The sequence below is a fragment of the Labrys sp. ALF-8 genome (assembly GCF_059699065.1).
The window spans coordinates 3,283,849-3,297,503 of sequence record NZ_AP048537.1 but is presented as its reverse complement, the minus strand read 5'-3'; the positions used below and the strand labels follow the sequence as shown (position 1 = coordinate 3,297,503).

The 13,655-nt window shown below is 63.1% G+C and carries 11 protein-coding genes; 8 read left to right on the top strand and 3 right to left on the bottom strand.

The features are described 5' to 3' along the window. Positions 1-62: 62 nt before the first annotated feature. On the bottom strand, positions 63-1,775 hold the full coding sequence (locus tag AC6H34_RS15185; RefSeq protein WP_448149162.1) for a trimethylamine N-oxide permease: 1,713 nt from the start codon (positions 1,773-1,775) through the stop codon (positions 63-65). Positions 1,776-2,134: 359 nt separating this feature from the next. On the opposite strand from AC6H34_RS15185, the gene AC6H34_RS15180 reads away from it, so the two are divergent. From AC6H34_RS15180 to AC6H34_RS15150, 7 genes are all read left to right on the top strand, one after another. Beyond that, on the top strand, positions 2,135-3,550 hold the full coding sequence (locus tag AC6H34_RS15180; RefSeq protein WP_497539305.1) for an acyl-CoA dehydrogenase family protein: 1,416 nt from the start codon (positions 2,135-2,137) through the stop codon (positions 3,548-3,550). A 151-nt stretch (positions 3,551-3,701) separates the two neighbouring features. Beyond that, positions 3,702-4,238, top strand: coding sequence for a flavin reductase family protein (locus AC6H34_RS15175; RefSeq protein ID WP_497539304.1), 537 nt, complete (start codon positions 3,702-3,704; stop codon positions 4,236-4,238). A gap of 114 nt (positions 4,239-4,352) precedes the next feature. Beyond that, positions 4,353-6,617, top strand: coding sequence for a trimethylamine N-oxide demethylase (locus tag AC6H34_RS15170; protein WP_497539303.1), 2,265 nt, complete (start codon positions 4,353-4,355; stop codon positions 6,615-6,617). A 196-nt stretch (positions 6,618-6,813) separates the two neighbouring features. Then, positions 6,814-7,941, top strand: a complete 1,128-nt coding sequence (locus AC6H34_RS15165; protein ID WP_497539896.1) for an aminomethyl transferase family protein — start codon at positions 6,814-6,816, stop codon at positions 7,939-7,941. 124 nt (positions 7,942-8,065) lie between these two features. Then, positions 8,066-8,671, top strand: a complete 606-nt coding sequence (locus AC6H34_RS15160; RefSeq protein ID WP_448149166.1) for a dimethylamine monooxygenase subunit DmmA family protein — start codon at positions 8,066-8,068, stop codon at positions 8,669-8,671. Continuing rightward, on the top strand, positions 8,668-9,651 hold the full coding sequence (locus tag AC6H34_RS15155) for a PDR/VanB family oxidoreductase (RefSeq protein ID WP_497539302.1): 984 nt from the start codon (positions 8,668-8,670) through the stop codon (positions 9,649-9,651). Before AC6H34_RS15160 ends, AC6H34_RS15155 begins: the two co-directional genes overlap by 4 nt. Positions 9,652-9,764: 113 nt before the next feature. Further along, the gene (locus AC6H34_RS15150; RefSeq protein ID WP_448149168.1) at positions 9,765-10,805 is read left to right on the top strand and encodes a heme-dependent oxidative N-demethylase family protein; all 1,041 of its coding nucleotides are present in this window, start codon (positions 9,765-9,767) and stop codon (positions 10,803-10,805) included. A 131-nt stretch (positions 10,806-10,936) separates the two neighbouring features. Here the strand turns inward: AC6H34_RS15150 and AC6H34_RS15145 are convergent, their stop codons facing one another. Further along, positions 10,937-11,401, bottom strand: coding sequence for a thioesterase family protein (locus tag AC6H34_RS15145; RefSeq protein ID WP_448149169.1), 465 nt, complete (start codon positions 11,399-11,401; stop codon positions 10,937-10,939). Between the two features lie 96 nt (positions 11,402-11,497). Beyond that, positions 11,498-12,451, bottom strand: coding sequence for an L-carnitine dehydrogenase (locus AC6H34_RS15140; protein WP_497539301.1), 954 nt, complete (start codon positions 12,449-12,451; stop codon positions 11,498-11,500). A 288-nt stretch (positions 12,452-12,739) separates the two neighbouring features. On the opposite strand from AC6H34_RS15140, the gene AC6H34_RS15135 reads away from it, so the two are divergent. After that, on the top strand, positions 12,740-13,627 hold the full coding sequence (locus AC6H34_RS15135; RefSeq protein ID WP_497539300.1) for a DMT family transporter: 888 nt from the start codon (positions 12,740-12,742) through the stop codon (positions 13,625-13,627). Positions 13,628-13,655: the final 28 nt, after the last annotated feature.

Here is a 13,655-nt window from a genome sequence, read left to right as displayed (position 1 = left end):
GGACCCCCGGTACCCTGCAAGCTGGGCTGGTTGCGGGGATGAAGTTCCCGCAACCGGCTTCTTCACATCTGGAAGTACCAGTTCGCCAGCAGCACGACGACGAGGCCCGCGACCAGCGTGAGATAGGGCAGCGCGCCCGCTTTCTTGTCCTTGAGGTCCGCGGCCTTGAGGCCGAGGTCATCGAGCATGTGATCGGGAAACTTGCCGCCATCCTGGATGAAGTGCCGGTAGCAGAACACCGGGATGATCAGCGCGGCAAAGATCAGGCCCGCCCACAGCGCCATCGGGTTCCACACCTTGGCGCCGGCGCCCATGAAGACAGCATTGACATAGGCGAAGATGGCACCGAGGGCGATGATGAAGGTGGGCGCCTTCCAGGGCCTGTCGATGTGTCCGTTGTCGATACGATGGATCCAGCCCGCATTGAGGTTCAGGAAATTGAAGATGATATAACCGCAATTCGAGACGGCCAGGATGAAGAAGAAGCTGGTCGCATCCGTCGAGGCAATGGCGAGCACGATCAGGTTGCAGACGAGATCGGTCCACATGGCGCGGGTTGGCGCGCCATGCGAGTTGACATGGCTGAGATAACGCGGCAGCCAGCCATCCACCGAGCCTTGGTAGAGGGTGCGCGAGGAGCCGGCCATGGCCGTCATGATCGCCAGCATCAGCGCCAGGATCATCAGCATGACCAGGAGGTTGGTGACGAAGGCGCCGCCATGCACCATCTGCGCCATCGCCGCCGCCACGCCCGAACCGTCGACGATCGGTGTCGCCAGCATGCCGTTCAGGCCCAGCACGCCCTGGAAGGTGAAGGGAACCAGGATGTAGAGCAGCATGCAGAGCAGGCCTGAGTAGAAGATCGCCTTGAAGGTGTCCGTGCCAGGATCCTTGAATTCGCTGGTGTAGCATACGGCGGTCTCGAAGCCGTAGGTCGACCAGGCCGCGATGAACATGCCACCGAGCACCAGGGTCCAGCCCGCGATGTTCCAATGGCCCGGATCCGGCGCGTAGGCCGTGGCAAGCGGCACCAGCGGCGAATAATTGGCCCAGTTGATCTGGCCCGTGATGATCGGCACGACGCCGACGATCAGCATCGGAACGATCACCAGCAGGCCGATATACTTCTGCATGTTGGCCGTGCCGAGAATGCCGCGATGCTGGATCGCGAAGGTGATCAGCATCAGGATGGCGCCGATGAAGAACACGGCGTTGAGGGAGAAGCCAACCGGACCGAGCGTGTGGCTGAACAGCGTCCAGTTGCGGATTGCCGGCGTCGCCGCGGCCGTCACGGCCGTTATGGCATCCGCCGGTGCCGTGCCGACATGGGCGGCGATATAGGCCACCACCTCAGGCGAGGTCTCCGTGAAGACCGGGATGGGGAAGAAAGCGTTGAGGATATAAGCGGCTGCGATCGAGCACCCGAGCGAGAGCACCGGCGACCAGGCAAACCAGTTGCACCAGACAGAGAGGGGCGCGATGAACTTGGAATAACGCAGCCAGGCCGTGGCGCCGTAGACCGACGCGCCGCCCGACTTGTTCGGGAACAGGCCTGCGATCTCCGCATAGGTGAAGGATTGGATGAAGCCCATGATCATGGACGCGGTCCAGATCAGGAAGGCAAGTGTTCCCGTCGTGCCGGCGATGCCGCCGATGGAGAAAAGCACGAGGGCCGGCACGCCGCTGGCGACCCAGAATGCGCCTCGCCAATCGATATGGCGCAGAAGCTGGCCTTCGGCTTCCGCGCTGGTTGCGATGTTGGTTGTTGTTGTCATTATGGTTCCCCGGACAGACCGACTTCACAGGATGGTGCGCGAAGGCAAGTCGTGAGCGATCGGAACGGCTCTCGACTTTACCTGCCGTCTTTCTTTTTTCCTATGAGTGAAGATTGACATACTGAGAGGAAGCGTCAACTCCTAGTTTTTGGCGAAAAAGCCCATCACCAGAGAAATATTGCTTATTTTTTAGGCATTATGGCCATATGCATAGCCCATGCACGCCAGAGTTGTACCATCGGCCCAAAAAGAATACCGGCCTGCGAAAATTTCCTGCTGGACAAACTTGTTTCTTGTCTGGAAACTTCGCCGATCAACGGGCGCGTCCAGAAAGCCCCGGGACCAGGCCAGGGAAAGCGATGATGTCGGCAGCCAAGATGTGGGGCGGAGAGCCGTTCTGGGGCCTCGGCTTCGAGTGGGACCTGCAATGGGTCCTTACCGAGCGCCAGAAGGCTTTGCAGGCCAAGCTGATCGAGCTTTGCCGCACGGAACTGCGCATCAACGCCATCGAGAGCGATCGCAACCGCGTATATCCCCGCAAGAATTTCCAGATCCTCGCGAAGCATGGTTTCCTCGGGTTGATCGTGCCCAAGGAACTTGGCGGCCTCGGCGAAAACCATGTCTGCGCCGCCATGGTCGTGGAAACGATCGCCCGCTACGGCTGCGCCTCCACGGCAATGTGCTACACCATGCATACGGGCGCAGTGGCCGCTGCCTTGCTGCGGCACCACGACAACGTCGCCCTCAAAGACATTCTCCGCCGCCTCGACAAGGACTGCCTGGTCGGCACGCTTTCCTATTCGGACCCGGAGACGGGATCGCATTTCTGGTATCCGATCTCCTCGGGCGCCGAGGAGACGAAGGATGGCTGGCACGTCAAGAAGAGGGCATCGTGGACCACGTCCGGCGGCTTTGCCGACTGGTACATCGTCCAGACGACGTCGCCGAACTTCAACGGCAACTATGCCGATCTCTCCTGCTTCCTGATCATGGGCGACGAGGCGAGTTACGATCCGGCGAACTGGAACGGCCTCGGGCTGCGCGGCAACCAGTCCGGCCCGCTCGAGATCGACAGGATCGTGCCGCGGAACCGGCTCGTGGGTCCGGTTGGCGACGGTGCCCGGTCGAACGACGAAGTGGTGGACCCCTATTTCCTGCTTTGCTCCTCGGCGTGCTGGAACGGCATCGCCATGGGCATGATCGACATCGCGAAGGCGCATACGACCAAGAAGACCCACAAGGACGTCGGCATGCGCGTGGCCGACTATCCCACCATTCAGGACTATGTGGGCGAGGCCATCATCGATACCAATGTGGTACGCTCGATGGACTTTATGATCGCGAAAGCCCTCGACGAGGCCACCGGCAACAACGACTGGTCAATCCACAAGGACAACGTGACCCATCTGCCGCGCGCAGGGCTGCTGCACTGGCTCTGGCAGATCAAGTTCGCGGCGGCCAAGAACGTGGCCCACGTCTCGGACAAGATGCTGCATGCCTGCGGCGGCACCGGCTACAAGCCGGAACTGCAGATCGAACGCTACCTGCGGGATGCCAAGGCGGGCTGGGTCATGGGCCCCACCAATGAAGTGCTGCGCCAGTTCGTCGGCAAGGCCTCGCTGCTCGGCTTCGAATCATTGGACTACTGGAACACCTCCATCAACGAGCGTGTTCTTTCCAACGAGATCAAGAAGATGGACGCCGAGGCCAAGCGCGCGCTGGCCGAGCGCCTCCTGGCCGAGGTCAACCCGCCGGCCGCGCGGAAGACGGCGTAGCATCGTGGCCGGCGCAGCGCACATCGCGGTCGACCGCATGGATTTTCCGAAAGGACCGGCGGGCTTTTCGGCTAAGAAGGTGCGTCGAAACAAAATGGGAGAACGGCACCCGGCCCAAGCGGCCGCCCGCCGCTTCCGGACGCGAGGTCAAATGGCTCAGGGGCACGCATCACACCCGGCAGGCAAGGGGAACCGGCGCGAGGTCCTCGATCCGCTCCGCTTCCGCGGCGCGCTCGGCCTGTTCGCGACGGGAGTGACGGTGGTTACGGCCCGCCATCCGGAGGCCGGCCTGATCGGTATCACCGCCAACTCCTTCAGTTCCGTCTCGCTCGACCCGCCGCTCGTGCTTTTTTCCATCGCCAACACGGCCCGCAGCCTGCAGGCGTTCCTCGAGGCACCCGGCTTCTGCGTGAACGTGTTGAGGAAGGACCAGCGCGCGCTCTCGGTCCGCTTCGCCCGCCAGGGCGGCGACAAGTGGGAAGACGTGAACTACACCGCCGGCCGCTTCGGCGCGCCCATCCTGCCGAACACCATGGCCGCCTTCGACTGCCTGCACCACGCCCAGCACGAGGGCGGGGACCATCGCATCATCGTCGGACGCGTGGTCGACATGGAACACAACGTCGAAGGCGAACCCCTGCTGTTCTTCGGCGGCCGGTACCGGACCCTGGGCGAGGAGATCGGATGATGGGAATGCCGTTCTCCCCCTCCCCCCTGCCTTCGCCCCAATCTTGCGGGGAGAGGACTGGTGCGACGTCCGAATTCCGAAATCTCCACGCCCTCAATCCAACGAGGCCCAGCCATGCCTGAAGCCGAAATGCTGCGTGTCGCCGGTGGATCCAGCCAGGTTTTTGCACTTGGCAAGGGAGATCGGCTGAGGGTGTTCGATATCGAGGGCGGCCAGAACGCCGTGCTCTATGCCTTCGCGCCCCGGACCAGCCTGCCCGCCTCGCATCCGCCCGCGCCGAGCGAGGATCTCGCCGGGCTGATTGCCGCCAACGAAAACGCGGGCGCCACCCATCATCGCCTCACGGGGCATGACTTTTCGGGCGCCAACGGCATCCTCGTCTCCGGTCCCGAGGCGCAGGCCGGCGAGGCCCTCAGCCTCGATGCGACCGAGGATATGACCTGCGTCTTCATCGTTCCCGCCGCTCCCTCCACGGCAGACGCCGTCGCCCCGGCCACGGATTTCGCGCTGGAAATCGCCCGCACCGAGCCCGGCAACCCTTCCAGCCTGCCCGCACCGCCTCTCGCCGCGCCTCTCCAGGATTTTCGCATCAAGGCGGCGACGGCCGAACGCTTCGAGGTGAAGGCCGGCCAGTATATCCAGATCATGGATATCGACGGACGCCAGTGCTCCGACTTCCTGGCCTTCGATACCGAACTGCTGAAGCAGGGCATAGAATGCGGGCTGGACGCCACGGCGACCCGCACCATCATGGGCCGCGCCTATCCCGGTCCTGGCCTGTTCTCGAAATTCTACGACCAGCGCATGCGCGCGACCGTGGAAGTGGTGCAGGACACCTGTGGCCGGCACGATACTTTCGGCCTCGCCTGCACCATGAAATATTACGATGACATGGGTTACCCGGGCCATGACTCCTGCTCGGAGAACTTCAACAAGGTGCTCGGGCCCCTCGGCATCACGGCGAGGCCCGGCTGGCCCGCGATAAACTTCTTCTTCAACACGCAGGTCAATCATGACGGCACCATCGGCGCCGACGAGCCCTGGTCCCGCCCGGGCGATTACGTCCTGCTGCGTGCGCTCGTCGATCTGACCTGCGCGGCCTCCTCCTGCGCCGACGACATCGATCCCGCCAATGGCTGGAACCCCACCGATATTCAGGTTCGCGTCTATGGCGCGGAACACGAATTCCCCAAGGCGATCGCTACCCGCATGACACCCGATTCACCTCCCGTCTTCACCAAGGAGACGGCCTTCCATTCGCGTATTGCGCCGCTGTCGCGCCGCATGGTCGAATATCGTGGCTACTGGCTCGCAAATTCCTTCCTCGCGGATGGCGCCGTGGCCGAATACTGGGCCTGCCGGGAGAAGGTGGCCGTCATCGACCTCTCCGCCCTTCGCAAGTTCGAGGTGCTTGGCCCCGATGCCGAGGCCCTGCTCGACCATGCCGTGACACGCGACATCTCCAAGCTGGCGGTCGGCCAGGTGGTCTACACGGCGATCTGCTATCCGCATGGCGGGATGCTCGACGACGGCACCGTATTCCGGCTCGGACCGCAGCAGTTCCGTCTCATCTGCGGCGATCCCTATGTGGGCGTGCACCTGCGCCATCTTGCCGAGCAGAAAGGCCTCAAGGCCTGGATTCGTTCTTCGACGGACCAGCTCCACAATATTGCAGTGCAGGGTCCGAAAAGCCGCGATCTCCTCAACAAGATCATCTGGACTGCTCCGACCCAGCCGGCCGTCGACGAGATCGGGGTCTTCCGCTCCGCCGTCGCGCGCCTGGGCGGCGCCCAGGGACCTGCGCTCGTGGTCTCGCGTACCGGCTACACCGGCGAACTCGGCTACGAGATCTTCTGCCATCCGCGCGACGGCGAGGCGCTCTGGGATGCCGTGTTCGAAGCCGGCAAGCCGCTCGGCGTGTTGCCGATGGGCCTCGAGGCCCTCGACATGCTGCGCATCGAGGCAGGCCTGATCTTCGCCGGCTATGAATTTACCGATGAGATCGACCCGTTCGAGGCAGGCATCGGATTTACGGTGCCGCTCGTTTCCAAGAAGGGCGATTTCGTCGGCCGGGACGCGCTCCTCAAGCGCAAGGCCGAGCCGCAGCGCAGGCTCGTCGGCCTCGAGATCGAGGGCCGCGAGAGCGCCCATCATGGCGATCACGTCTATCTCGGCCGCGCCCGCATCGGTGTCGTCACTTCCGGCATGCGCTCACCCATCCTCGACAAGACCATCGCCCTCGCCCGCGTCGATGTCGGCTCCAGCGCCATCGGGACGGAACTGGAGATCGGCAAGCTCGATGGCCACCAGAAGCGGCTCAAGGCCAAGGTGGTGCGCTTCGCCCATTACGACCCGGAAAAGACACGGGTGAAGATGTGATGGGAGGGGCCGGATTTCAGCGCCTCGTTCAAAGGTCTGGGGAACCTCGGCCTTTTCCGGCCATGTCGAGAATTTGGTCCGTCTTCGCAAATCGACGCGGAAGCGACTGCCCGGAATAAACCGCCTGCGAGAACTTCAAAGAATGCCGGTCTGAAGACCGGCACACCATTCTGAAAGGGAACCATCGATGAGTGTCATGTCCTGGCGGCGTTCGCCGCTCGCCGCGCGCCACAAGGCGCTCGGCTCCACCCTGGAAGACTGGAACGGGATGGAAACGGCCTGGACCTATACCAAGTCCGACCTGGCCGACGAGCATGAAGCGATCCGCACGAAGGCGGCCTTGATGGACGTTTCCGGCCTGCGCAAGGCGCATCTGGTCGGCCCGCATTCGCACCAGGTGCTCCAGCGCCTCACCACTCGCGACGTGCGCAAGGTCTATCCCGGCAAGTCCGTGTATGCCTGCGTGCTCAACGATGCCGGCAAGTTCACCGACGACTGCATTCTCTATCGCACCGGTCCCAACAGCTGGATGACGGTCTACGGCTCGGGCACCGGCTTCGAGGACATGGCGAAGGAAGCGGTCGGCAAGAATGTCGCCGTTCTCTTCGACGACGATCTGCAGGATCTCTCCCTCCAGGGACCGCTGGCGGTGAAGTACCTCGCCAAGCACGTGCCCGGGATCAAGGATCTCAAATATTTCCATCACATGCAGACTTCCCTGTTCGGCAAGTCCGTGATGATCTCCCGCACCGGCTACACCGGCGAGCGCGGCTACGAGATCTTCTGCAAGTCCGAGGATGCGGTCGAGATCTGGGATACGATCCTCAAGGAAGGCAAGCGGATGGGCATCGTGCCCGCGTCCTTCACCGCCCTCGACTGGCTGAGGGTGGAGAGCTACCTGCTCTTCTATCCCTACGACAATTCGCAGATGTATCCCTTCGCGGACGAAGGGCCGGGCGATACGCTGTGGGAGCTCGGTCTGACGTTTACGGTCTCGCCCGGCAAGACCGGCTTCCGCGGTGCCGAGGAGCATTTCCGCCTGAAGGGCAAGGAGCGTTTCAAGATCTTCGGCGTCCTCGCCGATACCGACAGGATCCTCGATGCCGGCGACGAGCTCTGGGCCGGCGGCAAGAAGGTGGGAGTCGTCACCTGCGGCATGTATTCGCGCCTGACGAAGCGCTCCATGGCGATCGCGCGCATGGATGTCGACGTCGCCAAGCAGGGTACGAAGCTCGAGGTGAAGGGCAAGAACGTCCAATGCCCCGCCATCGCCCACACCATCACCTTCGACGACCCGGAAAAGAAGAAGCGCACCGCAGCGTAACAGTGCCAAAGCCCCTCTCCCTCACCAGTCCTGAAAGGGTGATGTTCGGGAGAGGGGAGCAATGCCCAGCTGGCCCGCTCCTTGCTTGGCGAGCCATGGTCCATCTGTGAACTTTGGAATATCCATGCTGGTATCTGGCATCAAAAGCCGCCCCGTCTACGGCACGCTCGCCATCAACCCGGGCGCCACGCTGCATCTCTTCGTGGCGGATGCCGAGGGTGCGCAAGCCATCCTCGACGTGGCCAAGACCGCGAGCGTGCCCTTCCTCGACAAGGCGCACATCATCTACATTCCCGGCGGAGCCGCGCCCAAGAATTACGGCGAGGCCTTGAAGGCGCTCGGCCCGGACAGGTTCTATGAAGGTCCCTCCATCGCCGCCGCCCTGCCCCGCCTCGCCCAGACCCTGGCGAATGCCCACATGGGCACGCAGATCTATCTCGCCGGCACAGAGGGTCTGATCGGCCAGGCCATGAAGGTGGCGATCGACGCCGGCGTCGACCATATGTCCATGCAGACCGAACATCGCGGCTCCGAGGAGCGGCGTGTACAATGCGTCCATTGCAAGGGCATCACCGAGCATGTGAAGACGCAACCGGTCAAGTGCAGCCATTGTGGCCTGACGCTGCTGGTGCGTGACCACTACTCCCGCCGCATCGCCGCTTTCCAGGGCGTATGCATCGATGCCGAAGAGCCCGGCGTCGTCCCGGCAACCGAGGAGGCCTTTCCATGAACGGCAACACAAATCGGAGCGACAAGACGCCGAAGATCGATGTGCGCGTCACCGAGATCCATGACGTCACCTCCGAGATCAAGCGCTTCCATTTCGTCTCCGTCGACGGCTCACCCCTGCCGAATTTTTCGGGCGGCGCCCATGTCGTGGTCGAGATGCAGGATGGCGACACCCTCCGGCGCAACCCCTATTCGCTGATGGGCTCGCCGGGCGATCTTTCCTGCTACACCATCAGCGTGCGGCGCGACGAGAATGGGCGCGGCGGCTCCCTGTTCATGCATGGCAATGTGAAGCAGGGCGACGTGCTGCGCATCAGCCATCCCGTCAACCTTTTCCCCCCGGACCAGCGGGCGAAGAAGCATCTCCTCTTCGCCGGCGGAATCGGCATCACGCCTTTCATGGCGATGATGGCGCAGTTGTCGGACGAGGACCGCCCCTTCGAATTGCACTACGCCGTGCGCTCCGACGAGCACGGCGCCTATCTCGCACATCTGGCCCAGCGCTACGGCAAGCGCATCCACGTCTACCGCGACAGCCAGGGCGAGGCGATTCCGCTCGGATCCCTGCTGTCGCTCCAGCCGCTCGGCACGCATCTCTACATCTGCGGTCCCGGCGGCATGATCAACTGGGTGCTCACCACCGCCCGCAAGCAGGGCTGGCCCGAGCAGAACCTGCACAACGAGCAGTTCATCGCGCCCGCCACCGGGAAGCCCTACGAGATAACGCTCGCCCGGTCGGGCAGGCAGATCCTGGTCGGCTCACATCAGAGCATGCTGGAGGCGATCGAGGCGGCCGGCGTCGATGCGCCCTATCTCTGCCGGGGCGGCGCCTGCGGCCAGTGCGAGACGCATGTCCTCGGCTGCGACGGCACGCTCCTCCACAACGATCACTACCTCTCGGAGGCCGAGAAGGCCTCCGGCACCAAGGTCATGCCCTGCGTCTCGCGCTTCGAGGGCCGGGAGCTGGTGCTGGATTTGTAAACGTCAGGATAGCGTCCCTGGGACCGCAGACGTCTCGCCTGCTCTTGGAAATGAAGCGCTTCAAGGGTAGGCGAAACGTCTGCGGTCCTAGGAACCTCTCACAGGAGACCCTCATGGGCATCGAATTCCGCCAGGAAACATTCCGCGACGATTTCACCTTTCGCAACAGCCCGGCGGCAATCCGGCGCTTCCCCTTCCCGTTCGACAAGGATGCCTACATGTATGCGGTCAATATCGAGCCGCATACCCCCGGCCCCAAGGGCTCGGTCTATGAGCATCCCATCGACGTCGACGAACACTATGTCTCCGAGATGCACGACCGCGCCCTGGTGCTGAAGGAAGACCCGCTGCGCTGCCAGTCACTGCCGCATATGACCCTCGCGGGCTGGGACCTGCTGGAACTCCTGATGGAGTGCAAGTCCACCTCATATCCAGAGCATTTCTCGCTGACGCGCGACGGCGACAAATGGCACTGGATCAACCGCCCGCTCGGCATCGACGACAAGTTCACCTTCGGCGACGTCTCGACCCTGCCCTATGGCCCGATGGAGTACATCACCCGTCAGAGCCAGGGCGATTTCTGCTTGCTCGACCAGCGCGACGGCAATCTGTGGATGGATGCCGGGATCGTCACCACCCAAGCCGACTGGTCGCTCGATTTCGACATCGGAATGAACTTCATGGAATGGCACGGCCCGGTGCCTCTCGCCCACCAGCTCGGCGTGTTCGAACGAGCCCTGAAATTCATGCTGAACCTGCGCCAGGGCTCCCCCGTGCGCCGTCTCAACTGGACGATGACGATCAATCCCCGCCTCGACACCTCGCCCGAGAACTATCACAAATGGGGCACGGACCGAACGACGCTGACGCCGGAGAACATCGGCAACAAGCTCCATCTGCGCGTGGAACTGCAGAGCTTCTTCCGCCTGCCACGCTCCAACGCCATCGTCTTTCCGATCCGCTGCTACCTCATCAAGCTCGAGGAGCTGGTGCAGGTGCCGAAATGGGGCCGTCGCCTGCCGCGCGTGCTCAAGAGCCTCCCGCCCGAGTTGATCGACTACAAGGGCCTGACACGCTATCGCGACATGGCGGTGGAGTGGCTGTCGCGCTATGACGACGGTGCCGAAACAAGCCCTGGCGGCTGGCCGGACTGACGGCAGGCAGGCACATCCACGGGGTGCGCGCAAGAGGCTATTTCCGGGTACACGGGCATCTTGCCCGCTCTTCCCGTCAGACCAGCACCGTCGTTTCCAAGAACCGGCAAGATGGCGGTTGCCCGTGAGCACTACCGCCTGATCGCAATGCTCCGCCCGGCATCCTTGGGCATCGCCAGCAATGCGTGCTCCTTGAGCAGGCCCTCAAGGATCCGCGCGGTGTCGGGAAGCCACGGCGCCGAATGGGCCTCGCCGCTCTGGTCGATCGACATCAGCATTTGCTCGGAGGTCGCCACTACGATGTTGCGGACCTTGTCGTGCATCGAAAGAAAAACGCGAACCCGCTTCGCATCGAGTTCGAGCAACTGGCAGGTGACGGAAACGGGGGTGCCGAGCTTCACCTCCCACAGGAAGCGGACATGCGTTTCCATCGTGTAGAGCGTGTGCTTCGTCGTCTCGCGCACAGCCGGCGTAATGGCGACCCTGATGAGGAATTCATCCACGGCCTTGGCAAAGATGACGGCATAGTAGCCGTCATAGAGATGGCCGTTGTAGTCGATCCATTCCGGACGGACTGTTTCATCAAGCAAGTGCATTGGGGCAGCCCCCGTGAGTGCGGATGTCCCCTCCGCATCTGACGACGGCTCATTCTTAACACAGGGCGGTTCGGATGGGGCGTCCGGCATGCTGGATCAGATCCTTCCTTCCAGACCTTCGGCCTCGGGCCAATATTTCTTCGCCAGCGCCATCACCTCGATGAGGAAATCGTCGCGCCTTCTCTCCAGGGCCTTGATCGAGCGTCCCGCGGCCTGATGTTCGCAGCCATCGGCAACGCGGTCGATCAGTTCCTCCGTCAACTCCGGCGCCACCAGCTTGGTCCAGGGCAGCTTCAGGGCGGGGCCGAACTGGTGCAGCATGTGGCGCATGCCACCCTCCCCGCCGGCGAGGTGGAAGGTAAGGAACGTACCCATCAGCGACCAGCGCAGGCCGCAGCCATAGACCACTGCGGCGTCGATCTCCTCGGTGGTGGCCACGCCGTCATTGACCAGCCAGAGCGCCTCGCGCCACAGGGCCTCCATCAGCCGGTCGGCGATGAAGCCCTCGACTTCTACCCGCACATGCAAGGCGCGCATGCCGATCGAGGTGTAGAAGGCCTTGGCCTGCTCGATGATGTCCGGTGAGGTCTGCTTGCCGCCCAGCACCTCCACCAGCGGGAGGAGGTAGACCGGGTTGAAGGGGTGGCCGACCACGAGACGGCCGGGATTGGCCATCCTGGCCTGCAGGCGGCTCGGCAGCAGGCCGGATGTAGAGGAACCGATGATGGCGCCGGACTTGGCGGCAGCGTCGATCTCGGCAAGCAGGTTCTGCTTGAGTTCCTCGCGTTCAGGGGCGTTCTCCTGGATGAAATCGGCGTCCTTCACCGCCTCGGCAATCGTGTTCGCGAAGCCGAGGCGCTTGCGATCCGCTCCGTCGGCGAGCCCCTGCTTCTCCAGCGCCGGCCAGGCGTTGTCGATGGCAGCGCGCAGCTTCTCTTCGGCGCCGGGCGCCGGGTCGAAGGCGACGACGTCGAGGCCATGGGCAAGCGCCCTTGCCGCCCAGCCGGCGCCGATCACGCCCGTTCCAACAATCGCGAATGTCTTGGCCATGAGGATTCTCCCTGTCACCGGGAATAGACAGGGCAAAGCCATTCGCGCCTTTGCATCACACGACATGAGCGGTGCAGAACCCGACAGGAACGGCGATCACTCCGTGTCCGACTTCAAGCCCCTTGCGCGACCGGCTATTCCCGGAGGAATCCGAAGACGAGAGGCGCCACGCCATAGGAATTCGAGGGCGTACGGATCATCAAGTTTTTCTTGCCGATGAAGATAGATAATCCTCCTTGATGAAATCATGCGAAACCCCGATGGTGCGGTGCAACTCACAGGTTCCCCATGTCCGCCCTCGTCGATTCCGCCACCGTCCGATCCGACCATCGTCTCGGCGTTTTTCTTGTTGCCGCCTCCGCCGTCGCCTGGAGCATCAGTGGCATCTTCGCGCGCCTTCTCACCGTAGACGAATGGACCACCGTGAGCATGCGGGCAGCGATCGGGGCGGTCTATATGCTTGTCGGCCTGGTCGCCATGCATCGCGGCAACAGCTTCAAGGCCCTTTTTTCGATCGGCTGGTTCGGCCTGGGCGTGGCAGCGTGCGCGTCCCTGTCCATGCTGTTCTATGTCGGCGCACTGTTCCACACCACGATCGCCAACGTCTCGGTGATCTATGCCACCACGCCCTTCTGGGCAGCGGGGCTCGCTTGGCTGATCATGCGCGAGATGGTGCCTCTCAAGACGCTGGTGGCAGCTCTCATCGCACTCGCGGGCGTCATCGTCATGGTTTCGGGGTCCTTCGGCTCCAGCCATCTGTTCGGTGACGGGCTGGCGCTCGGCATGGCGCTCACCTTTGCAATCGTGGCGGTGATCGTGCGGGCGCGGCCCGGCCTCGAAATGCTGCCCGTGAACCTCGTCTGCTGCGGGTTCACCGCCCTCGTCGGCTTGCCCTACGCCTCGCCCGGCCATGCCACGCCACAGGACTGGCTCGTGCTGGCGGTCTTCGCCTTCACCTCGATTCCCCTTGCCTTCTTCATGTTCCTGGCCGGCGCTCGCAAGATACCGGCGGCGGAATCGGGCCTGATCACCACGCTCGACGTGGTGCTCTCGCCCCTATGGGTCTACCTGATCTTTGCCGAGAACCCGGGACAAGCCGCAATCGTGGGAGGCACCATCGTATTCGGTGCGGTGGTCTGGCACGTCATCGACGGGCTGCGGGCCTCGCGCGGCTGATACGGAGAAAACCGACCTGACCACGGAA